Source organism: Pedobacter planticolens (genome assembly GCF_014172375.1).
Classification (GTDB): Bacteria; Bacteroidota; Bacteroidia; order Sphingobacteriales; family Sphingobacteriaceae; genus Pedobacter; species Pedobacter planticolens.
Window position 1 is genome coordinate 846,098 of sequence record NZ_WNXD01000001.1, and the last position, 22,831, is coordinate 868,928.

Annotated in this window: 19 protein-coding genes and 3 tRNA genes; 9 read left to right on the forward strand and 13 right to left on the reverse strand. The window is 35.5% G+C overall.

Annotation, left to right across the window (positions count from 1 at the left end; all coding sequences use genetic code 11):
* Window positions 1-28 precede the first annotated feature (28 nt).
* The 4 genes from GM921_RS03625 (at window position 29) to GM921_RS03640 (ending at window position 3,157) form a co-directional block, all read left to right on the forward strand.
* Entirely contained in the window at window positions 29-1,180 is a 1,152-nt protein-coding gene (locus GM921_RS03625; protein WP_317170971.1) for a cystathionine gamma-synthase, read from the forward strand.
* A gap of 84 nt (window positions 1,181-1,264) precedes the next feature.
* Window positions 1,265-2,119, forward strand: coding sequence for a TIGR02757 family protein (locus tag GM921_RS03630; protein WP_182921252.1), 855 nt, complete (start codon window positions 1,265-1,267; stop codon window positions 2,117-2,119).
* A 98-nt stretch (window positions 2,120-2,217) separates the two neighbouring features.
* Window positions 2,218-2,520, forward strand: coding sequence for a GIY-YIG nuclease family protein (locus tag GM921_RS03635; protein ID WP_182921253.1), 303 nt, complete (start codon window positions 2,218-2,220; stop codon window positions 2,518-2,520).
* A 133-nt stretch (window positions 2,521-2,653) separates the two neighbouring features.
* Complete coding sequence (locus GM921_RS03640; RefSeq protein WP_182921254.1) at window positions 2,654-3,157, forward strand: YdeI/OmpD-associated family protein; 504 nt, start codon at window positions 2,654-2,656, stop codon at window positions 3,155-3,157.
* A 50-nt stretch (window positions 3,158-3,207) separates the two neighbouring features.
* Here the strand turns inward: GM921_RS03640 and GM921_RS03645 are convergent, their stop codons facing one another.
* From GM921_RS03645 to GM921_RS03670, 6 genes are all read right to left on the reverse strand, one after another.
* On the reverse strand, window positions 3,208-3,933 hold the full coding sequence (locus GM921_RS03645) for a polyprenol monophosphomannose synthase (protein WP_182921255.1): 726 nt from the start codon (window positions 3,931-3,933) through the stop codon (window positions 3,208-3,210).
* Between the two features lie 110 nt (window positions 3,934-4,043).
* Window positions 4,044-5,639: a peptide MFS transporter gene (locus GM921_RS03650; RefSeq protein ID WP_182921256.1), complete on the reverse strand. Its 1,596-nt coding sequence runs from the start codon at window positions 5,637-5,639 to the stop codon at window positions 4,044-4,046.
* Window positions 5,640-5,748: 109 nt separating this feature from the next.
* Window positions 5,749-6,678, reverse strand: coding sequence for a hypothetical protein (locus GM921_RS03655; RefSeq protein WP_202985622.1), 930 nt, complete (start codon window positions 6,676-6,678; stop codon window positions 5,749-5,751).
* A gap of 6 nt (window positions 6,679-6,684) precedes the next feature.
* Window positions 6,685-7,863, reverse strand: coding sequence for an acetyl-CoA C-acyltransferase (locus GM921_RS03660; protein WP_182921257.1), 1,179 nt, complete (start codon window positions 7,861-7,863; stop codon window positions 6,685-6,687).
* Window positions 7,864-8,056: 193 nt separating this feature from the next.
* Complete coding sequence (locus tag GM921_RS03665; RefSeq protein ID WP_182921258.1) at window positions 8,057-8,236, reverse strand: Arc family DNA binding domain-containing protein; 180 nt, start codon at window positions 8,234-8,236, stop codon at window positions 8,057-8,059.
* A gap of 40 nt (window positions 8,237-8,276) precedes the next feature.
* On the reverse strand, window positions 8,277-9,134 hold the full coding sequence (locus tag GM921_RS03670; protein WP_182921259.1) for an SPFH domain-containing protein: 858 nt from the start codon (window positions 9,132-9,134) through the stop codon (window positions 8,277-8,279).
* Window positions 9,135-9,345: 211 nt separating this feature from the next.
* Here GM921_RS03670 and GM921_RS03675 point away from each other — a divergent pair, with 211 nt between their 5' ends.
* From GM921_RS03675 to GM921_RS03690, 4 genes are all read left to right on the forward strand, one after another.
* Window positions 9,346-11,352: an HD family phosphohydrolase gene (locus tag GM921_RS03675; protein ID WP_235969801.1), complete on the forward strand. Its 2,007-nt coding sequence runs from the start codon at window positions 9,346-9,348 to the stop codon at window positions 11,350-11,352.
* 64 nt (window positions 11,353-11,416) lie between these two features.
* Window positions 11,417-11,503, forward strand: a tRNA-Ser gene (locus tag GM921_RS03680).
* Window positions 11,504-11,597: 94 nt separating this feature from the next.
* Window positions 11,598-11,671: transfer RNA gene (locus tag GM921_RS03685), tRNA-Pro, on the forward strand.
* Between the two features lie 53 nt (window positions 11,672-11,724).
* Window positions 11,725-11,798 (forward strand) — tRNA-Pro (locus GM921_RS03690).
* 980 nt (window positions 11,799-12,778) lie between these two features.
* Here the strand turns inward: GM921_RS03690 and GM921_RS03695 are convergent.
* The gene (locus tag GM921_RS03695; protein ID WP_182921260.1) at window positions 12,779-13,669 is read right to left on the reverse strand and encodes a winged helix-turn-helix domain-containing protein; all 891 of its coding nucleotides are present in this window, start codon (window positions 13,667-13,669) and stop codon (window positions 12,779-12,781) included.
* Between the two features lie 457 nt (window positions 13,670-14,126).
* On the opposite strand from GM921_RS03695, the gene GM921_RS03700 reads away from it, so the two are divergent.
* Window positions 14,127-14,768: a YceI family protein gene (locus tag GM921_RS03700; RefSeq protein ID WP_182921261.1), complete on the forward strand. Its 642-nt coding sequence runs from the start codon at window positions 14,127-14,129 to the stop codon at window positions 14,766-14,768.
* Window positions 14,769-15,277: 509 nt separating this feature from the next.
* On the opposite strand, the gene GM921_RS03705 is transcribed toward GM921_RS03700, so the two are convergent.
* The 6 genes from GM921_RS03705 to GM921_RS03730 form a co-directional block, all read right to left on the reverse strand.
* Entirely contained in the window at window positions 15,278-16,378 is a 1,101-nt protein-coding gene (locus GM921_RS03705; protein ID WP_182921262.1) for an NADH:flavin oxidoreductase, read from the reverse strand.
* 12 nt (window positions 16,379-16,390) lie between these two features.
* On the reverse strand, window positions 16,391-16,693 hold the full coding sequence (locus GM921_RS03710; protein WP_182921263.1) for an ArsR/SmtB family transcription factor: 303 nt from the start codon (window positions 16,691-16,693) through the stop codon (window positions 16,391-16,393).
* 467 nt (window positions 16,694-17,160) lie between these two features.
* The gene (locus tag GM921_RS03715) at window positions 17,161-18,168 is read right to left on the reverse strand and encodes a kinase (RefSeq protein ID WP_182921264.1); all 1,008 of its coding nucleotides are present in this window, start codon (window positions 18,166-18,168) and stop codon (window positions 17,161-17,163) included.
* A gap of 370 nt (window positions 18,169-18,538) precedes the next feature.
* A complete protein-coding gene (locus tag GM921_RS03720) occupies window positions 18,539-19,585 on the reverse strand; it encodes a toll/interleukin-1 receptor domain-containing protein (protein ID WP_182921265.1) in 1,047 nt (348 codons plus the stop codon).
* Window positions 19,557-21,557 (reverse strand): DEAD/DEAH box helicase, encoded by a 2,001-nt coding sequence (locus GM921_RS03725; RefSeq protein WP_182921266.1) that lies wholly within the window; start codon window positions 21,555-21,557, stop codon window positions 19,557-19,559. The genes GM921_RS03720 and GM921_RS03725 overlap by 29 nt, the downstream gene beginning before the upstream one ends.
* Entirely contained in the window at window positions 21,557-22,831 is a 1,275-nt protein-coding gene (locus tag GM921_RS03730; protein ID WP_182921267.1) for a hypothetical protein, read from the reverse strand. Before GM921_RS03730 ends, GM921_RS03725 begins: the two co-directional genes overlap by 1 nt.

Below are 22,831 nucleotides of genomic sequence, written 5' to 3' on the forward strand. Positions count from 1 at the left end.
TCAAAGGCTCCATCTTACCAATACAAAAATAAAAACAGAGATGAAATTTGCAACAAAAGCTATCCATGCTGGTCAAGAACCAGATCCAACAACTGGCGCCGTAATGACACCAATTTATCAGACTTCTACTTACTGGCAAAAATCGCCAGGAGAGCATAAGGGCTATGAATATTCGAGAGGCACAAACCCAACACGTAAGGCTTTAGAAGATTGTTTAGCTGCGCTGGAAAATTGCAAATACGGATTAGCGTTTAGCAGTGGGATGGGTGCTACAGATGCAGTTTTACGTTTATTAAAGCCTGGCGATGAAGTGATTACTGGTAATGATTTATATGGAGGTTCATATCGTATTTTTACAAAAGTATATGAGAAATATGGTATTAAATTTCATTTCCTAGATTTATCTAACCCAGAAAATATCATTCCTTATATTAATGAAAATACCAAATTAGTTTGGATAGAAACGCCTACAAATCCAACTATGCGGATTATTGATATAGAAGGTGTTGCTAAAATCACTAAAAAGAACAATGTACTGTTAACAGTCGATAATACTTTTGCTTCTCCATATTTACAAAATCCAATAGATTTAGGTGCTGATATTGTGATGCATTCGGTTACAAAATATATTGGCGGTCACTCTGATGTGGTAATGGGTGCATTACTAACCAATAATGAGCAATTGTATAAAGATTTATTCTTCGTGTATAACGCATGTGGCGCAACACCAGGTCCGCAAGATGCTTTTCTTGTTTTAAGAGGCATAAAAACCTTGCATTTACGCATGAAAGCACATTGTGAAAACGGCGAAAAAGTAGCTCATTATCTAAAAAAGCATCCAAAAATTGATAAGATTTACTGGCCAGGTTTTGAAGATCATCCTAACCATGATATTGCCAAAAAACAAATGCGTGGTTTCGGTGGAATGGTTTCTATCACACTAAAAGATGCAGATTTAAAAGAAACATTTAGAGTAGCATCTCGATTTAAAGTGTTTTCATTAGCAGAATCTTTAGGTGGAGTAGAATCGTTGATTAATCATCCAGTAAGTATGACACATGGTTCGATACCTAAAGAAGAACGTGAAAAAGTTGGTGTAACCGATAATTTATTGCGTTTAAGTGTAGGAGTAGAGGATATTGACGATTTATTAGCTGATTTAGAACAAGCACTTTCATAGAAGTGTTCATTTGTGTCATTTGTTCATTGGTATATGACGCTTGAACCAATGAGCTAATGAACCAATAAACTATTGAACATTAAAATGGAATTTAACGAGTTAAAGGATTTTCTAGATTTTAAAGTTGACCAATACAATCGGCCAAACTTTATTACAAATGATCCAATTTCTATTCCACATCAATATATTAAAAAGCAAGACATTGAAATTGCTGCATTTTTTGCGGCAATTTTAGCTTGGGGGCAACGTAAAACCATCATTAATAAGTGTAATGAGCTTTTTTTAAGGATGGATAACCAACCTTATCAGTTTATGCTGAACCACAGCGATACTGATTTGAAAGGATTACTAGGTTTTAAACATCGCACCTTTAATGATACCGATTTATTGTATTTTGTTTCTTTCTTTAAGCACCATTATTCGCAATCAAATAGTTTAGAAACTGCTTTTTTGCCTCAACAAACTATTAACCCTAATTATTTACCACAAATAAGCAAAGCTGATGTAGAATTGTCATCATCAGCTTGTATGTTAACTGAGTTTTCTATTGATGATTTCACAGCGGAAAAAGCTTTAAATCATTTTAGAAGCTACTTTTTTAGTCTTGATGATTTTCCACGAAGAACAATTAAGCACGTTTCATCGCCTTTGCAAAAATCTACTTGTAAACGTTTAAATATGTTTTTAAGATGGATGGTCCGTAAAGATAAGTGTGGCGTTGATTTCGGAATTTGGAATACCATTCCTACTTCAGAATTAATTTGTCCTTGCGATGTTCATGTAGATAGAGTAGCTAGAAAATTAGGTTTAATTAACCGCAAACAAACCGACTGGCAAACTGCTGTAGAACTAACAGCTAGGCTAAAAGAATTTGATATAAATGATCCTGTAAAGTACGATTTTGCGCTTTTTGGTTTAGGAGTGGAGGAGAAGTTTTAGTTGTTTTATATTCCGTGTATTTTGTCATTCAGAGCGCAGCGAAGAATCTCTAAACATTAACAGAAACTTTTTGAACCAATAAATTTGTAATTTAAGGCATGCGTGATCATAATTATTTCGTTTATATATTAACTAATAAAAATAAAACAGCGTTATATACAGGTGTAACGAATGATTTATCTATAAGGCTTAAACAACATATAGAAGGAGATAGCAAATTCTCTTTTACATTACGATACAAGTGTTTTTATTTGGTTTATTATGAGCATTATAAATATATCGAACATGCAATTGATAGAGAAAAGGAAATTAAAGGCTGGTCTAGAGCAAAAAAGAATGCATTAATAGAAATTGAAAACAAAAACTGGCATTTTCTAAATGATGATGTAATTGAAACTTAATTAAATCAACTTGTTCAAGCAGCATGTTTGTCATTCAGAGCGAAGCGAAGAATCTATATAATGGAAATGTTTTGAAACTAACATAAAACGAGATTCTTCGCTTCGCTCTGAATGACAAAAACTAACTTAGTATATGGTAAACTTTAAAGCTGAAATAGAAAAATTTGACTCAATGGGTGAAAAAACTGGTTGGAGTTACGTCTTTGTACCTCAGGCTATTGCCAATCAGATTAAACCAAACGAAAAACGAAGTTTTAGAGTAAAAGGAACACTAGATAACGTTTCGGTAAGGGGAATTGGATTATTGCCAATGGGCGAGGGAGATTTCATTATAGCCTTAAAAACTTCCTTAAGAAAACAATTAAGAAAAGAAGCAGGAGCAGTAGTAGAATTGAGCCTAAGCTTTGATGCTGATTTTAAAATAGAAATGCCCGATGATCTTGAAATTTGTTTAGCAGATGAAGAAGCTTTGCTTCAACAATTTCTATCCATGCCAAAATCCCATCAGAACTATTATATAAATTGGTTAAATACAGCTAAAACAGATGTCACTCGTACAAAAAGAATTGTAATGATAGTAAACGCAATGGCTAAGAAATACAATTTTAATGAAATGATGAGGAGTAATAAGTCCTGAGTATAAAGTCATCAGTCTTGAGCCTATTTACACTGATGAGATACTCTCGACTATCGACTATAGTTCCTAAACCAACTATTCACCTTCATCTGTATCACACCTAAAAAAGCTTCTCTAAAAATACGAGTACTCATTTTCGATGTTCCTTCAGTTCTATCAGTGAAAATAATAGGAACTTCAACTACATTAAAACCATATTTAATAGCGGTGAATTTCATTTCAATTTGGAAAGCGTAGCCTACAAACTTAATTTTATCCATCGGGATGATTTCTAATACCTGGCGGCGATAGCACTTAAAACCTGCAGTTGCATCTTGTATCGTAATTCCAGTAATGAAACGTACATACATAGAAGCAAAATACGACATTAGAACTCTTCCCATTGGCCAATTAACTACATTTACACCTTTCACATATCTTGATCCGATAGCTAAATCAGCACCATTTACGCAAGCATCATGTAGTTTAATTAAATCTTTTGGGTTATGAGAAAAATCGGCATCCATTTCAAAAATATATTCATAACCTCTTTTTAAAGCCCATTTAAAGCCATGAATATAGGCTGTGCCCAAGCCGAGTTTACCCGCTCGTTCTTCCAAATGTAATGCTGGAAATTCGTCTTGAAGCTCTTTAACAATGTTAGCAGTTCCATCTGGAGAACCATCATCAATAATCAATAACTCGAAATCATAGTCTAAAGAAAAAACTTTACGAATGATTTTTTCAATGTTTTCTTTCTCGTTATAGGTTGGAATAATGACTAAGCTATCGGACACTGTTAATTTTAGATTTTATAATTACGATTTTCGATTGGCGAAATTAGCTATTAAAAACTAAAAGCCCGAAATTTCTTTACGGGCTTTTAGTTAAATCATGTTAAATTCTATTAATGAACACCATTCATCCATTTACGCAACAGCGGAGTTAGGGCAAACATGGCCAAACCTGCGACAATTGGAATTGCGGTAAATATTAAGAAGAATGTTGAAATTGAATATTTTTCGCTAATCGAATCGATTAAACTACCTGTTAATCCTGCTAAGGTATTTCCGGCGAAAGTACAAATGAACCAAACGCCAAACATTAAGCCAACCAATTTAGCTGGAGCTAATTTACTCACATAAGATAATCCAACTGGAGATACACATAATTCGCCCACAGTGTGGAAGAAATAAGCGAATATTAACCAAAACATACTAACCTGTGCAACTTTTGCGCCTGGAGCGATGTCCATTCCGCCGTAAGCTAATCCGGCAAAGCCGATACCAACGAAGATTAAACCCATTCCAAATTTAGCTGGACCGCTTGGGTTGAATTTACTTTCCCAAATTTTAGAGAAGAATGGTGCTAGTGCAACGATAAAGAAAGAGTTTAAAATACCAAACCAAGATGCTGGTACTTCAGTTTTATCAGCCGAAAATACGTTCTGTACTTTCCAAATACCTAAACACCAAATAATAATGAAACTTAATGCGGTAAAAAGGATAGTAACAGGATATTTTTTGAAAATCTGCTTTGCAAGTGCTATTAAAACAACGGTTACTGCTATTAATGGGAATATGGTTAATATCGAATCCACCCATCTAAATGCTGTTCCAGAAGAACCTGTTAAGTCACGTAATGTATAATCTTTAGCAAAAATAGTCATTGAACCACCCGCTTGTTCGAATACCATCCAAAAGAAAATAGTGAAAATAGAGAATACACCAATAACCCATAAACGTTGTTTGGTAACGGTCTTTTCATTCTCACTAGTTAAAGAACTATCTTCTTTTGCGGTTACTACCTCCGCTTTTTCAATCTTTTTGCCTAGTACACCAAATATTTTCTCCGCAAAATAAAACTGAAGCGTACCAAAAAACATAAAGATACCTGCCAAACCAAATCCCCAATGCCATCCTTGAGTTTCGCCAACATAACCGCACATTAAAATTCCTAAAAATGCTCCTGAGTTAATACCCATGTAAAATATAGCATAAGCCGAATCTTTTTTGTCGCTAATTGATGGATATAATTGTCCTACAATTGAAGAAATATTTGGTTTGAATAACCCATTTCCAGTAATTAAAAGGAATAATCCGATGTAGAAAAAGCTCATGTTAAAGCCTTCCATTGCCATTGATGCATGACCTAATGTCATAATAAGACCACCAATAATAACCGCTTTTCTGTAACCTGTTAAACGATCGGCAATTAAACCACCAATAATAGGAGTGAAATAAACCAATCCAGTGTACCACGCATATAGTTTTAAGGCATCTGGTCTAGTCCAGTTCCAGCCATCTTTACTTGCTTCGCTAACCAGAAAGAGCACCAGCAATGCCCGCATACCATAATAACTAAATCTTTCCCACATTTCTGTAAAGAAGAGCACAAATAATCCAACGGGATGATTAAGGATTTTTTGGGTTTCTACACCATTTTCTTTAAGGTGTAAATCAAGTGCCTGGTCTTGGCTTAGTGTAGTTGTTTCGTTTGCCATGTTAAACGTTTAAGTTTTATAGTTTAGTTAAAATTTGTGTGTTATTTCAAATCGCAAGTTAAGTACATGATTGCAGAGTAGCAAATTTTAAAATGTAACGTAATTATGCTTAATGAATTGATTTTATGATTAGTGTGGATGCTTTTACCGGTTTGCCATAAAAATCATCGTTTGGAGAAGGATCATTTTTTAATTCCACATCCTCTACCAAGGCTAATTTGCCCCAAGTTAATTTGTAACCATCAAAACTTAAGTCCGAGCCGTAATATTCGAAATTATTAATCATTTTAGGATCATAAGGTGTCAAATGATCAAAAACAATCATGTTTGTTTTACTGTCAACAGTCAATGTCATTGAATTGAGTTTGTTATATTCGAAAACAACTCTGTTTTTTAAGGCACCATTTTTAACAGCTTCGAAAATGTTCTTTCCGAAAATAGCTTCATTCTTGTCAAAAGATAAAACCTCAATTACTTTTTTAGTCGTTTTCTGATCATTGCCCTTCCAACCTAAAAGAATAAAATAAGGCTGTTTTCCATTTACAATAACAGGAATCATTTCATAATACCGAGCACCAAGCCAATTTTTTCCACTCGTAATGGCATTTGCATCTGTACTAGTAGCAGTACCATCTGTTAATGGAATTAAATTCAAACTCCCATTCGTTGTAGCCATTTGAATAGAACCATAATAACGATAAGTACCTTCATCAGTTGGTACAAACCAGGTAATAATGCGAAAAGAATTGTCTGGAGATTTTAAAACAGAAACACGTTTTAAAGAATCAAAGTTGTATTTAAATGATCCATTGATTTTTAAAGCGGTAACCAGCTTTTTGACAAACTGAGCATTTTTTTCAAAACGAGTAAGGTCATCCTTCGCAGCAAAAGTTGCTTCACTTAAAATGACTAATGAATCTTGATAAAGATCTAATTTAGGATTGTTGTTAAGGTTATACGTATGTTGTGCACTTGATTTTGTACACAACACACAAACTAAAATTAATAAGCCAAAATAACCTTTAAATGCTTTAAACATAGTTGATTAACGCAGGTTTTCTATTACTATTGCACTAGCGCCACCACCACCATTACAAATTCCAGCAACACCGATTTTACCTTTGTTTTGATTTAAAACAGAAAGTAAGGTAACTACTATTCTAGCTCCCGAAGCACCTAGCGGATGACCAATTGCAACTGCACCGCCATTTATGTTCACTTTGCTTTCTGTTAATCCCATTTCTTGGTTATTAGCTAACGATACAACAGAAAATGCTTCGTTAATTTCGAAATAATCTACATCTGTTAATTTTAAATTAGCTCGGCTCAATGCCAAAGGAATTGCTTTAGATGGTGCAGTAGTAAACCATTCTGGAGCTTGTTGTGCATCTGCATAGGCCAAAATTTTAGCTAAGGGTTTAATGCCCATTTCTTTTGCTTTATCTGCGCTCATTAAAACCAAAGCAGCAGCGCCATCATTTAAGGTTGATGCATTTGCAGCTGTAACTGTTCCATCTTTTTTAAATACAGGTTTTAAGCTCGAGATTTTATCAAATTTTACAGCAAATGGCTCTTCATCATTACTAAATAAAGTAATTTCACCTTTGCGGTCTTTTATTTCTACTGGAATAATTTCTTCGCTGAACTTACCTGTGGCTTGCGCTGCTTGTGCTTTTTTGTATGATTCTGTTGCAAAATTATCTTGCATTTCGCGAGTAATGTGACAGGTCTCAGCACAAAGTTCTGCTGCCGAACCCATGTGATAATCGTTATACACATCCCACAAACCATCTTTTATTAAGCCGTCTGTTAATTGACCATGACCTAAACGATAGCCGTTACGGGCTTTATCTAAATAGTAAGGTACATTGCTCATGCTTTCCATACCACCAGCTACAACAATTTCGTTTTGTCCAAGGGCGATGCTTTGAGCTGCTAACATAATGGCTTTAGTGCCCGATGCGCAAACTTTATTGATCGTAGTAGTTGGTAAATCTGGTAAACCTGCAAATTTTGCAGCTTGAGTGGCAGGTGCCTGACCTACATTTGCAGACAGCACATTGCCCATATAAACTTCTTGAATGCTTTCTGGTTTTAAACCTGCTTTTGCTACAACTGCTTTTATGGCAAATCCGCCTAATTGCGTTGCAGAAAACCCTGCTAATGAGCCGCCAAAACTACCCACAGGCGTTCTAACAGCAGCTACAATGACTACATCTCTCATATGATATTTTTAATATTTGGTGGCGCAATTTAGGTATTTGGCCACAGATTTTTGCATTAAATGTTGCTTTTTTCCTTCGGAGAAATGGTTTTTGTGATTTAAACCTGACCGATAGCGTTATGAAGCCGAAGGCGAATTAAGCAAAGGGCAGGGCATTATTTGCTATGAAATACTGACACTGTTTTTCTAATTATTAATCCTCTGTATCAGGCTTTTTAGCTTTTATTTTCTTTTTAGATTTAACAGCTTCATTTAATAAATATTCGATTTGCCCATTGGTACTACGAAACTCATTACCAGCCCATTGCTCTATTTCTTTAAGCAAAGCTTGATTTATTCTTAACACAAATGCTTTTTTATCTTTCTCTGACATCGGTTCTTGTGGCGTTTATGTTTATACCACTATAATTCCATTAATTGTATAGCGTACCAGTGTTTACAACAGGTTGTACGTGTCTATCTCCACATAGCACCACTAAAAGATTGCTCACCATTGCGGCTTTGCGTTCTTCATCTAGCTCAACTATGCCTTTTTGAGATAATTTTTCTAAAGCCATTTCAACCATACCAACGGCGCCTTCCACAATTAGTCGCCTTGCTGCAATAACTGCAGTTGCTTGTTGGCGTTGTAACATAGCGCTTGCAATTTCTTGGGCATACGCCAAGTGAGAAATTCGTGCTTCAATTACTTCAATGCCCGCTCTAGAAAGACGTTCGTTTAATTCTTCTTCTAAAAGGATGCTCACTTTTTCGGCGCCATCTTTTAATGTGATTTCTGCACTTTCGTCCTCCATATTATCGTAAGCAAAGCTATTTGCTAAATGCCTAACCGCTGCTTCACTCTGAATATTAACGTATTGCAAATAGTTTTCTACCGCAAATGTAGCTTTAGCAGTTTCATTAACTTGCCATACAATTACTGCAGCAATTTCTATGGGATTACCCATTTTATCATTCACTTTTAATTGCTGCCCATTTAAATTGCGAGCACGAAGTGATAATTTGCTTTTAGATGTGAAAGGGTTTACCCAAAAGAAACCATCAGATTTAACGGTGCCAACATATTGTCCAAATAGGGTTAATACCTTTGATTCGTTAGGGTTCACAATAATTAATCCTGGCATGACCAGAAAAAAATCAAGCGTTAAAATGATTCCCCCGAAAGTAAAACTTTCTGCAGCGAAACAAAAAATAGCAGCACCTAAAAGTGCTAAAAATAATCCTAAAGCTAAATACCCAGATGGAGGGGTGATAATTTTTTCTGTATACATAATGATATTAATTTGATATCATAAAGTGAAGCATAATTTTTGATATAAACAAATTATTTATTCGTTAACTAGCTGGTTTTTTTGTCGGTTGGTTCGATATAGAAAAATAATCTTAATTTTGGGTAAATCAATCTGTACTATTTTGGCCAAAATCAGAAAAAATCCTAAAGTACTTTATCGTAAATATTCATCTAACATTAAATATGTGATGATGGTAGTATGCGTGTTCGTAATTACGTTGTATTTACCTAAACAACCACGATTTAGATATGAATTTGAAAAAGGAAAAACATGGTTGAATAAGGATTTAATCTCACCGTTTAGCTTTGCTATTTTAAAAACCTCTCCACAGGTAGTTACGGATAAAAATGATGCATTAAATAATGTTTTGCCCATTTATAAATATGATGAAGATGTTTTTAAAGGGCAAAGCGAAGCATTTTTAAATGAGTTTGATGTAAAATGGAAATCCAATGCCTTTGCAGAAAACGAGAAAGAAGGGGCAAAGCAAGCGGCATTTAAAATGCTACAATTGGTGTATAATAAGGGGATAATTGGGTTGACTGCAAAGCACCAAAAAGATGGAAAACATTACGATTTTTCATTGCTCAATAATAATGTTTCCGTAAAAAGTAATTCGCAAGATGTTTTTACAACCGAAAGTGCTTTAGATTATTTTAAAACTAATTATAATTCGATCAATTCGAGAGTGAAAGATGCGGTTATTGATTTAGTAGAAAGTCATTTAAAGCCGAATATTACCTTTGATGAAGGATTAACCTTAACTGTTCAAAATAGCACTGTAAATAGCCTATCCACAACCAAAGGGATGGTGCAAAAAGGGGAATTGATTGTTGCAAAAGGGAGTATTATAGATGATGAAGTTTATCAGAAACTGCTTTCTTATAAAGATGCTTACGAAGCGCAAACCAAAACCATAGGCGATAATAGATTAGTTTATTTGGGGCAAGTGCTTTTAGTAGGTTTTATTATTACTTTATTAATGGTTTTCCTATTTTTATTTAGGAAAGACATTTTTGCAGATAATCGTCAGCTTTCTTTGCTTTTGCTAGTGATCACCTCCATGTTACTGGCTTTAACTTGGGCCATTAAAGTGAACTTACCAAGTTTATATTACATTCCTTTCTGTATAGTCCCTATTATTATCAGAATATTATTTGATACCCGTTTGGCGCTCAATTTACATTTACTGGTAATTTTAGTAGCTGGATTTTTTGTGCCCAACAGCTTCGAGTTTGTGTTTTATCAAACTACAGCTGGTATGGTTGCCATTTACAGTATCAAAAATCTAATTAAAAGAGAACAATTGTTAATGTCGGCCTCATTTATTTTGGCAGCTTATTTTGTTTGCTTTGTTGGTATTGCACTATTAAGAGAAGGTTCGTTTAAGCAAATAGAATGGATGAATTTCTTACCTTTTATCTTTAGTGTGCTACTTTCGTTACTGGCTTATCCATTAATTTATGCGTTTGAGCGAGTATTTGGAATTACATCGGATGTTGCCCTAATAGAGCTAACCAATACGAACAACAAATTATTAAGAGAGCTTGCTTTTAAAGCGCCAGGAACGTTTCAGCACTCTTTACAGGTGGCAAACCTTGCCGAAGCTGCTATTTTTAAAATTGGCGGAAACTCATTACTAGTAAGGGCAGGGGCATTGTATCATGATATTGGTAAAATGGAAAATCCGCAGTACTTTATTGAAAACCAAAATACATCCACTAGTCCGCACGATAAATTGCCTTACGAACAAAGTGCTCAAATTATTATTAAGCATGTGCATAAAGGGATAGAGATTACGCGTAAAAATAAATTGCCAGAGAATGTAATAGATTTTATTAGAACGCATCATGGTAATACACGAGTAGATTATTTTTATCAGTCATTTCTAAAGAACTCACCAGAAAAGTTTGTTGACGAGAATATTTTCCGTTATCCTGGTCCAATTCCTTTTTCTAAAGAAACAGGTGTTTTAATGTTGGCAGATTCTGTGGAAGCAGCCTCAAGAAGTTTGAAAAATCCAGATGCGCAAAGCATAAATGACTTGGTTGAAAGGATAATTAACTACAAACTGGAGCAAGATCAGCTAGATAATTGCGATTTAACGTTAAAAGATTTAGAAACTATAAAGCTGATATTCAAGACGATGCTCATGAGCATTTATCATGTGAGGATAGATTATTTACAAACAACGTAATTTTTTTTTGTAAACATGTTTGAATTGCTATATTTGCAACCTCAAAACGGATATTTTGATAATCGGAGGGATGCCTGAGTGGCCGAAAGGAACAGTTTGCTAAACTGTCGTACTGGCAACGGTACCGAGGGTTCGAATCCCTCTTCCTCCGCACAAATTAAAACAGCAAATTAATGGTTTTTCTTAATTTAAAATCGTTTCTTTGCAATCCCTTCGCAAAAGGGTCTAAAAGATGATACCAAGTTCGGGATGTAGCGTAGCCCGGTATCGCGCCTGCTTTGGGAGCAGGAGGTCGTAGGTTCGAATCCTGCCATCCCGACAAAAAGTATGATTCCACTTTCGCAAAAGGGTCAAAAATGGTGATACCAAGTTCGGGATGTAGCGTAGCCCGGTATCGCGCCTGCTTTGGGAGCAGGAGGTCGTAGGTTCGAATCCTGCCATCCCGACACACAAAAACCCTTCCGATATAATCGGAAGGGTTTTTTGTTTTTAAGACACTGAGAAGTCGAAGGCGTTTAGTGTGTAAATTGGAGTAATCCACTACTTTTTCCTCGCATTATCAAATTAATCTTGCACAGTCCAAAGGAGCGCATGGAAGACAGGGACGGCGGTTGATGCCCCTCGGCAAATAGTATCTCAAAAGATAAGCAACTAATGATTTTAACTTTGGAATACTAACTCTCTTTATCGCACGATCAAATTGCTCTTGCACAGTCCAAAGGAGCGCAGGGCAGACAGGAATGGCGGGCCCGTGTTGGCCTAGAGCGTGGAAGCATCGTTCCTGAATGATCTTTTGCATAATTCCCATCAAGGGAAAAGTTTGATGCCCACCGCGGCAAAGAGCGGATAAATACAATTTCTATAAATAATGGAATCTTCGTTCCTGAATGATCTTTTGCATAATTCCCATCAAGGGGAATTATAATGCCCAGCGGTAAAGAGCGGACACGACCAAGGATTTTAACCCTTTAGTGTTATGAGTGTATTTCGGCTGGTGAGACACCAGCCGATAGGCAAATAGTACATAAGAAGGGCTGCTACTATCTTTTTCCTCGCACTATCAAATTAATCTTGCACAGTCCAAAGGAGCGCAGGGCAGACAGGAACGGCGGGCCCGTGTTGGCCTAGAGCGTGGAAGCATCGTTCCTGACTTGATCTTTTGCATACTTTTCCATCAAGGGAAAAGTTTGATGCCCACCGCGGCAAAGAGCGGATAAATATAATTTCTATAAATAATGGAATCTTCGTTCCTGAATGAACTTTTTCATAATTCCCATCAAGGGAGATTATGATGCACCCGCGGCAAAGAGCGGACACGACCTAGGATTTTAACCCTTTAGTGTTATGAGTGTATTTCGACTGGTGAGACACCAGCCGATAGGCAAATTGACTCTAAAAGATAAGTGTTTGGGCGAGGAAATTCTTCTTAAGCGTTAATTTCAAGCTTATACCCTTTACCACGTATCACAACAATTTTAATGTTCGAATCAACTTCCAATTTTTTTCTCAATTTTGAGATGAACATATCCAGACTGCGCCCTACAATAACACCTGCATCTTCCCATATCTCTTTCTGTAGCCGGTTTCGCTCTATGGTTTCGTTAGGAGATAAGGCAAAAATGAGCAGCACACGAGTCTCAGTTCTGGTTAAGTCTATTGTATTTCCATTGATAATGAGCTTACGATCCTTCACATCAAACAAAACTGAGCCTAATGTAATCGTGTCCGTATGTTGATTACCCTCAGGTAAAACTCTTCGTGGCTTAGATCTAAAAAAAAGAAAACCAACAAATGCTAAAAATGGCAGGCTACCCAGAAGATATCCATTCTTCGCTATATTTATACCTGTCGATTTAAATTTAATGTTGATCGTATAACATGCGCTGGGTTGCTTTCTTCCTATACAGGCTACAATATCATCTTTTTTATTTTTGGATATAGCGTATCCATAGGCTATACTGTCGGTGCCACAGGTTACAACGTTAACCACATAATCACTTGCAAACGGGTCTTTAGCCAACAAGCGCTGAGTAGTATTCACCAAAGAGTCTGGTAGAAAAGTAAGCTCGTTCTCAAACCTGATTTGATATTCATTTTCGGCAATCTTTTTTACTGGCAGCACCCTTGATGTACTGTCGCCAGACTGTAAAAGGAGTTCATCTCCAATCTTTCGGAGTAAAACTTCTCTTCTCGAGCTATCAAAATCGTCTCTATCCTGCATACGGAATGCTACACAGATGACAGAGGTAAACAGGATTAATATTGACCCTAGCAGGTATTTTCCTTTTCCGGATAGAAGATTTCGGCTATCAAACATTTGTCAAGTTTTTATTTACAAAGTTTACATTTTTATTTACAATCCAAATTCTCTGCGTCGAGTGCTATCAAAGTAATTTCGCTGAAGCTGTGGTTGATCATCCCTAGAACCTATACTAATTACCAATATAACTATAAATTATGAAATATGTATATCTAGATGCCGTGTGAGGCACCAGCCGATAGGCAAATTGATCTCGCACAAGCCAAAGAGCGTGAGGCAGACAGGAACGGCGGGCCATGCGTTAGCCTAGAGCGTGGAAGCATCGTTCCTGAATGAACTTTTTCATAATTCCCATCAAGGGGAATTTTGATGCCTACCGCGGCAAAGAGCGGATAAAACTAAGGGTTTTAACTTAGAAACCCTTTGAGTGTATTTCGGCTGGTGAGACACCAGCCGATAGGCAAAACCTAATTATTATGTAATCAATTAATATTAACCCTTATACTTTAAAATTATGAACAACAAACTACTCATCTCATTCTTACTACTTAGTACTTCTTTATTCTTCTCTTGCCATGGCCCCGTAAAAGAGGAAAAGAATAACGCATCAGCAAACCCCATAACCTTACATGTTGGAGATGAAAAATATGTAACGATCGATACAAAGCAAAGTGTGGCGACATGGAAAGGTGCTAACTCATTTGGTTCTCATACAGGCTACGTCTATATATCAAAAGGAGAATTGAAGCTAGAGAACAATCAATTGGTGAGCGGTACAGCTGAAATCGATATGAATACACTAGAAGATGAAAAGTATGGAAGGAATAATGGATTGATTAAACACTTAAAATCACCTGATTTTTTTGATGTTAAAAATTTCCCTACCGCTACAATCGAACTTACCAAGGTTGCAATAGTGAATGGTGAAAATATAAAAATCACAGGGAACCTCACCATTAAAGGCATCACACGCCCAGTTACTTTTCCAGCCAAAATAACATTTAAGGATGGAGATGTTAACATAAATAGCAAGCTAATCATTGATCGTACTGATTGGGGTATCCGTTATAAATCAAAGAAGTTCTTGGAAAATTTAGCTGATCAAACTATATCGGACTCCATTGAATTCGATATAAAAGTTGTGGCAAAAAAATAAATAGCTCAATCCATAAAAGACGCTAACCAAATGAGCTTCTGCAATTGCTTTTTAGCATACGTCATCTAACATTCCACCTTGTTCGTTCCCGTGAATCCCGATAGCTCGAGAGGGAATCGTAATGCATAAAAAAGCTTCCTTCAATAACCTCTTACCAAACCTCCTCGTCATTTCGAGCGCAGCCGAGAAACCTTTAAATATGCTTCACTTCGACTACGCTCAGTGCAAGCTCGCTCAGCATGACGAACGGGCTAGGGGCATCTCGTCATTCCCGTGAAAACGGGAATCGTAATGCGGTGAAAAAGCCTCCTAGTACATTAGGATTCCCATCCGATAGTTATCGAATCAAGTTGAGGATGACGAAATGCTCAGCATGGCCGAAGTGAAGATCTTTTGTATTTCGGCAGGTGAGATACCAGCCGATAGGCAATGTTGAAAGTATTGCTATTGAACGATAAAAGCCCCTTTCTACTTTCGTAAAGAGGGGCTTTTATTCGTTTTAAGAAAAATTATACCAATTCCATTAACGCTTCTTTACTGAAACCTCTCAATTCTTCTGCACGATTATTTTTAATTTTTTCTACCCAGTCTGCGTCTGCTAACAATGGGCGACCAACGGCAACTAAATCAAAATCACCGCGATCCATTCTGCGAACCAGTTCATCTAAGGGACTAGGCTGAGAACTTTGACCAGCAAAAGCACCAAAAAAGTCGCCATCTAAACCAACAGAGCCAACAGAAATAGTGGCTTTGCCTGTTATTTTCTTAGCCCAGCCTGCAAAATTTAAATCAGAACCTTCAAATTCTGGCTCCCAGAAACGGCGTTGCGAACAATGGAAAATATCAATTCCAGCATCTGCCAAAGGCGTTAACCATTGCTCCATTTCATTTTCATTTTTAGCCAACTTAAAATCATATGCAGAAGGTTTAAACTGCGATAAACGAATAATTAAGGCAAAATCTTCACCAACACGTTTACGTACTTCTTTAATTACCTCCACACCAAAACGTGTACGCTCGGCCAAGGTTTTACCACCATAAATATCAGTACGTGTATTAGTAGCATCCCAAAAAAACTGATCGATTAAATATTGGTGCGCACCATGTATCTCTACCGTATCGAAACCTAAAGCTTTTGCATCGGCAGCTGCCTTACCGAAAGCTGCAATAGTATCAGCAATTGCCGAATCTGTCATGGCTACACCGTTTTCGAATCCTGGACTATTAAAAGATGATGGGCCTTCAAATGGAGCACTTGGTAACCAACCAGAAGCATGATTTGCGTGAATGCCCTGATGCCATATTTGGGGACCCATTTGCCCTCCCGCTGTATGAACATCGTTGATTACTTTTTGCCAACCAGCCAATGCCTCATTGCCATAAAAATGTGGGATGTTCGGATCTGCAGATGAAGACGGGCGATCAATAACTGTTCCTTCAGATAAGATTAAACCTACCTCGCCAGCAGCTCTTTTTGCGTAATATGCAGCCACATCATCTGTAGGCACACCACCTGGAGAAAAAGACCTCGTCATTGGGGCCATTACGATTCTATTTTTTGTGTTTAATGTTTTTAAGCTAAATGGCTTAAATAAACTATTTGTATTCATATGTTTCTAATTTTATAATTCTGTATTGATGATTTTACTTAAATTTTCTAACCCTTCTTTATTGCGTTTGTAGTATGTCCATTGTCCAACTCGGGTAGCGCAAACCAAATCTGCTCGTTGTAAAATAGAAAGGTATTCGGAAATGGTACTTTGAGATAAGCCCGCTTTTAGTTGGATTTGACCAACACAAACCCCAATATTTTCAAAATCAACTGGTGTATGATCTGGAAAATTCTCGGCAGGCGCTTTAAGCCAACTCAAAATCTGTAATCGTGTTTTGTTAGATAAGGCTTTAAATATTTCTACTTGATCCATACTGCAAATGTATATCGACTTTTCCCGATATACCAATGAAAAGATCAAACTTTACAATGAAATGTAAAATGTATTACCAACAATGCATTGTATATCCTTTTTAAGTTAGCACATAAGCAATTAATCTTATCGGTTGGTGTCTCGCCGAATGAAACGTTTTGAGTGTATTTCTACAGGAGTGACTTCAGCAATAGGTAATAAGAAGGGTTGTTACTATATTAATTCTCAGCACGATAAAATTGCACTTGCACAGGTCAAAGAGCCTAGGGTAGACAGGAACGGCGGGCCCGTGTTAGCCTAGAGCGTGGAAGCATCGTTCCTGAATGAACTTTTCATAATTCCCATCAAGGGGAATTTTGATGCCTCCCGCGGCAAAGAGCGGAACAACTAAAGGTTTTAACTTCGATACCTTTTGAGTGTATTCCACTGGTTAGTCAACAGCCGATAGGCAATGAACGGTTTTGAAGTTACCTAAGGTACTTATCAACTAATGATAGATATTTCATACCTGTTGTATCCTTAATGTCATTCGGGCTTTCTATACTTAATGCCGAGTGAATAGCATTCGCAAATCCAAAAGAGGATAGAACCATTGCTGATAAACTATTATCAGTAGTACTCATCGCTATTCCTGTGCCAACTAACCCACTTAAAGTACCAAAAACTATCTTTCCGAATCTACTACTATTCATACTTGCTGTGATTTCATTCTTATGGTAATTTAACTCTTCTATTTTTTGATCTAATAGAAGATCGTCATTATACCTTGGATCTAATGCAATTTGTTCTACAACGGCTTTGAATAAACCAAGTGATTTATGATGTTTCTCTTTAAAATCTAATAATTTACTTAGATTAATGTCTGAAGGCATAGGTATTACATTTTCTAAAACTCTATTTCGTCTGTGTGCTATATCTGGATCTAGAATCCTATTATTATATCTCATATGCCATTTATTCATAGCCAAATTGGTAATAGGCATTAACTCAAGTTTTATGGCTAAGATATTTGCTAGATATGACATCAAGTACGTAGCTGTACTTTTTTCAACATGATAAAAATTATCATATGCGTGTTTTGCTAAGCCCAGCTCTTGTAGTTGATACATGATTTCATAATTGAATTTTAGACTGCTAACAAGTGTTGGCGATAGCTTTGTGTTATTTATTCGCTCATAAAAGCCCCCTTTAAATCTACTGATACGAACATCTATCTTAAAATAGGGCGATGTTATAAAATCCATAAAAGGCTGAGTTAATTCAAACGGCCGTTCTAAAGCTTGTAAAGGATTTACCATAATAACAAGGTCTTCTCTTAAAAGCTCAAGTGTAAACTTGTCAAACTTATTTTCAGGATTATGAAAATAATCGTCAGGAACTATCGAACTAATAGAATCATAGTATAACAATGTACGAAATGTCCATTCTGTTTGAGGTAAATTAATGTAAGGAAAGTAGAGTAGGTTGCTTGTCATTCAACTAACTTAGCAACAATAAGTTACAATACCTAAAAAAGTAAAAAGACTGAACATTCAGAAAAAGCCAGCTACTTTAATCACCATATTCTAGACAATAAGCGTGATCTCGATCAATTAATCAATAGTTGGGGCGAAAGGTATAATGATAACATACATTATTAGAGGAGTAAATAATTTAAACTTTACAATTCTGGACAGAGAACATGGATCGATCAAGATCTAGAAAAGCTTGGCAGACATATAGTCAATTATGCAATAAGAAATTGATTACGTCAAAGGATTTCAGAATAACTTACTTGTTAATCTTTCAAAGCATTTTGTCATATTGCCTATGATTTTTCAATTTTGTTATAATTTGCCTAGCATCCTAAGTTAATAGAAGTTTTTTAAATTGATTGACAACATCTAAATAAGCTTCATCTCTATTTTCCCAAGAAGTTATTGGCTTTGCATTTTTAGGAAGAGCTTGTAAATTACTTATTGGTAGACTCGTAAAGTCACATGGACGTGCGATGATTGGGATGATTTTTATTTGAGAATTGTGATGGCGTTCTACTGCATTTTTAATTTCGACATTATTGATATAATTTGAAGCCATAAAATCAGAACTTATGAGAAATATAACTATCTCAGCCTGCATAAGTTTCTCTTTAATTTTAGAATCCCATATATCTCCAGCCTGAATCATCCTGTCATTCCAATCGTTAATTGAGCCATTTCTTCTTAAACCACTAAAATGATTTTCTAGTTCCTGCTTTATGAGCTCATCCTGATGGGAGTATGATATAAATACATTAACGCCTGCCATAGTTGTTGATTTTAATGCTAATGCCTTTTTTTCTATAATATTAAGAGAAAGATCAACATCTAATGTTAAACCGCTAGTTAGAACTTTTGGTAAAATCTTATCTACGAAAAAAGGTTTGTAAATATTATAAACTAAAATTTTGCTATTCGTATTTTTGTCAGGATAAGCTATTTCCATATTAAGCAGGAATATCTTTATCAAAGGGGAACTAATGGGAATGGAGTTTACATTTAAAGAAAATGAATCCTTAGTATAATCAAATTTTATTACTCTGGAATTGAATACCTTTTCTAGTTCCCCTGAGGAATCAATTAAACTGATTAGGCTTGTTGATATATAGGTGCATAAATAATAATCTGATTTGAATTCTTCAACATTAGACAGGGTCCGTCTAATGAAATTATTTTCTAATTTGATTAAAGATAAAGCTTGTAAAAATGTAATAGTATGCTCAAATGATAAAGCTAGGTTTAATGATTTCCCTTTACAAATTATCGACATATCAAAGACAGATATAGAATTACCCTGTTCGAGTACTTCAAATAAAATGAATCGGAATTCACTTAATGTTGGTAATCTATCTATCTTTAGTAACTCTTTTGACATAGTCATAAATTAAATGCTTGATATCATCATTAAGATCTGATTCGTAGTCCATATTCATATTAATAAATGGGATTGATTTACTTTCAATGATTCTTAGCATATTCTTTTCTTTTTCTATGAGTCTTTCATTAATCGTTTCATCGATTGAGTTTCTAGCAAGAACATAGTAATAATTTATTTTGTCAGTTGGTTTTAACCCAACGCGATGTATCCTATCCTTAGATTGTAGAAAATTAGAAGCATTAAAATTCCTCTCAACATATATCGCGTTATGACATGACTTATGTAAAGAGATTGATTCTGCGACCGCGAATGGATTAGCAATTATCACTTGAAATGACGAATCTTTTGAATTAAAGTCTCTTACAATGCTCTCTCTAGTATCTATTCCATTTGATATTCCTTCAAATTCTATTGGAGTTTCTCCAATTAATAATCGACAATCAATATCTAATGATTTAAGAAATTGCTGTAAATCTTTTATCGTTTGAATAAAAATACCCCAGATAACTACTTTTTCACCTCGTTGAATAATATCTTGTACAAGTTCTGCCACCTTAAAAAATTTAGCAGGTGTTTCGTATTGTCGATATTCAATTATCTTATCAATAAGGTCAGAATCGTCAATGAATAATTCATTAGACATGCCCTGTTCGCGATAATATTCTTCAATTGGCTTTTGCAATAGAGCGGGGTTAGTTCCTGCCTGCATGAGCCGAATCATTCTAGCTTTAACTAACGTATTTGTTATATCCTTTCCATCTGAAAGATTTTGAAAATAATCCAAATAATTTTTTTCTATAAAATCATAGATTTCCCGTTGCACTGCGCCCATATCTACATAATATGGTGTATTTTCAACTGGTTCGGGTAAACCCATGTATTTTTTTAGATCACCTTTTGTAATTCGTATAAAGAAAGGTGACAACATATCAACTAGGGAAGGGATGCGTACGTCAAATGGATTGCCTGTCATTTCTTTTAATTGGTAGAGATGATAGCTAATTATATTCTTATCTGGCCATATAAAATTATATAAATTATAAATATCTTCATAGCCATTTGGAGCTGGTGTTCCTGTTAATACAACCCTGCTTTTACAATATTTTGCTATGCTTAAAATCGATTGAGCCCAAATTCCCCCTTCCGTATTTTTTATTTTGTGTGCTTCATCTAGCACGACCATTACTTTATTTTCATGACGCCTTAAATAAGATATGATATCATTAAGACTTGAAACTACGCCCTGATAGGATATTAGTGTAATTTCGGCAGAATGGGGGGATAAAAAATGTCTAATTTTGTCGTCTTTAGAAACTCCTCCAGATAAACGTTGAACATCTGGGTTTTCAGCAAAACATTCATAGTATTCATCTTCCCAAGGCCCAAATGAGCTTAGAGGACCAATGATTAAAAGTTTATTGACATACTTAATGTTGTCCTTGGGAAGGCTCCTGAGATAAGCATAAGCACCGTATACTATGCTTGTTTTCCCAGCACCTGGAACAGAAAAATTGCATGCATTTTGTGAAAATGCTAGATGGTAAGAGGAAAGCAACTGTAGATCATATAGTGTTCGATTTGGTACTTCTTTTTTAAGAACCTCAGTGAATTTTGTAAAATCTTCAATATCTAAATCATTATTCCATATCCTCCTAGCCTTATCACTAAATTCTTCAAATTTTCCTTTTTCTTCAAGATAGTCAGATAGGATGCTTTTTGAGTCATCAGTTAAATTTTCAGCATAACTAAACTTGACTAATAGATCTTGTATTTCTGTCAGTACCTTTTCCTTGTCGTCGATGCTTTCTTTTATGTACGGGATTAATACTTTATCATCTTGCGATAGTTGCGCATTTAAATAATCCTTTAGAAAAAATCTCGCTCTACGATTCAGCCATAAATCTTTAGCATCACCTGTCAATTCAAATTGACATTTATTTACATCGATATGTATCTCAACAGATGCCATTATTTATTTTTCTTTTTAATTACCTGTTGAAAGTCCCATGAGATTTTATTTATCTCTTTAATTATTGTCAATACGTTTTCGTCCCTATAGAAAGCCTCTAGTTCAGTGTTAACTGAGGATAAAGTGTCTTTTGCCCGTCTCAAAAGTACCATTGGAGAATTTTCTTCATTCACATCATCAAGTAATCGCTGTGATTTATTTAAATTCCCTTTCAAAAGACCTCGAGTAGCATTTGTCCAGTCCGCATCTCTAACTTTAAGAATTTCTGATAAATCACCTTCTGGCTCTTTCTCTCTTAACTCGTCAACGGTAAATTCTTTTTCATTAATTGGGTCGATATTCTTGAAGTGTTCTTCTTTAAATTTGTTCCATACTTTCTCCTTACAAAAAAAACTCTCTTTTTTACTTGGTGTTGCTATTGCTCTAAATTCTTTGCCTTCATATTGTGCACGTATATAATCAAAACATATAGCTTTTAGGTCAGATATATCAGACTTTGCATAAGCCCAATCGACCATTGCTGTTCCCGAGTCATACTTTTTTAAATATTTATCCAAATCAACGAACTGACCTTCTCTTTTATCCAAACGTGTGTAAATTCCTTCGTAACCTAGGTCATTTAAATAATTATCCATAAGTTTCATAATACTTAACCATTCATTGACTCTAGGTTCTTTTTCCCCCATCATTTCAGCTATATTACCTGGAGAAAAGCCAACTTCAATTAAATCCTTACATTTCAAATACTTTTCTATTGGATTATAGTCAAGCTTTTCATCCTCGCCCATTTGGTAACTAGTCTCCAAACGCATAATTTCTTGAGGACTGTCATCCAAAGTGTCATCTAATATTATTGCCTTAAAATATGCTGGATATCTGTTGTCTTCATTAGCAATTCTGTTTATTAGACTAGATCTCCTATTTCCATCGATTATAATTCCATCTCTAGTAACAATTCCAACTCTCTTTTGGCCGTAGTCACGTAAGTCCGTCATTGTCGTCCTATTGCGATCTGGTTTAGAATCCCATAAGAAATCCTCAATCACTTTTTTATCTGTTAAGATTTCAGGATTTAAATTTCTGAACTGTCGTTCAAAAGACTTTACCATGCTCAAAATCCGACCATTGTATTTGTTGTAAACAAGGTAATCAAGGTTTATCTCGTAAACAGGCATGAGCTTTTTTTCTCCCCTATAGATAATATCATCATATTTGTAGGGTTGCTTCGAGCTTTTAATTTTATCTAATTCAATTATCCTCTGGTCTTTGTTCAT

Bases quoted from the DNA above. Each gene is read 5' to 3' on its own strand.
- GM921_RS03725 (WP_182921266.1), bottom strand. From the start codon at position 21,557: ATGGCATCTGTTGAGATACATATCGATGTAAATAAATGTCAATTTGAA.
- GM921_RS03710 (WP_182921263.1), bottom strand. From the start codon at position 16,693: ATGGATCAAGTAGAAATATTTAAAGCCTTATCTAACAAAACACGATTA.
- GM921_RS03655 (WP_202985622.1), bottom strand. From the start codon at position 6,678: ATGTTTAAAGCATTTAAAGGTTATTTTGGCTTATTAATTTTAGTTTGT.
- GM921_RS03720 (WP_182921265.1), bottom strand. From the start codon at position 19,585: ATGTCAAAAGAGTTACTAAAGATAGATAGATTACCAACATTAAGTGAA.
- GM921_RS03660 (WP_182921257.1), bottom strand. From the start codon at position 7,863: ATGAGAGATGTAGTCATTGTAGCTGCTGTTAGAACGCCTGTGGGTAGT.
- GM921_RS03730 (WP_182921267.1), bottom strand. From the start codon at position 22,831: ATGAACAAAGACCAGAGGATAATTGAATTAGATAAAATTAAAAGCTCG.
- GM921_RS03700 (WP_182921261.1), top strand. From the start codon at position 14,127: ATGAACAACAAACTACTCATCTCATTCTTACTACTTAGTACTTCTTTA.
- GM921_RS03670 (WP_182921259.1), bottom strand. From the start codon at position 9,134: ATGTATACAGAAAAAATTATCACCCCTCCATCTGGGTATTTAGCTTTA.
- GM921_RS03635 (WP_182921253.1), top strand. From the start codon at position 2,218: ATGCGTGATCATAATTATTTCGTTTATATATTAACTAATAAAAATAAA.
- GM921_RS03695 (WP_182921260.1), bottom strand. From the start codon at position 13,669: ATGTTTGATAGCCGAAATCTTCTATCCGGAAAAGGAAAATACCTGCTA.
- GM921_RS03665 (WP_182921258.1), bottom strand. From the start codon at position 8,236: ATGTCAGAGAAAGATAAAAAAGCATTTGTGTTAAGAATAAATCAAGCT.
- GM921_RS03630 (WP_182921252.1), top strand. From the start codon at position 1,265: ATGGAATTTAACGAGTTAAAGGATTTTCTAGATTTTAAAGTTGACCAA.
- GM921_RS03705 (WP_182921262.1), bottom strand. From the start codon at position 16,378: ATGAATACAAATAGTTTATTTAAGCCATTTAGCTTAAAAACATTAAAC.
- GM921_RS03715 (WP_182921264.1), bottom strand. From the start codon at position 18,168: ATGACAAGCAACCTACTCTACTTTCCTTACATTAATTTACCTCAAACA.
- GM921_RS03640 (WP_182921254.1), top strand. From the start codon at position 2,654: ATGGTAAACTTTAAAGCTGAAATAGAAAAATTTGACTCAATGGGTGAA.
- GM921_RS03650 (WP_182921256.1), bottom strand. From the start codon at position 5,639: ATGGCAAACGAAACAACTACACTAAGCCAAGACCAGGCACTTGATTTA.
- GM921_RS03675 (WP_235969801.1), top strand. From the start codon at position 9,346: ATGGTAGTATGCGTGTTCGTAATTACGTTGTATTTACCTAAACAACCA.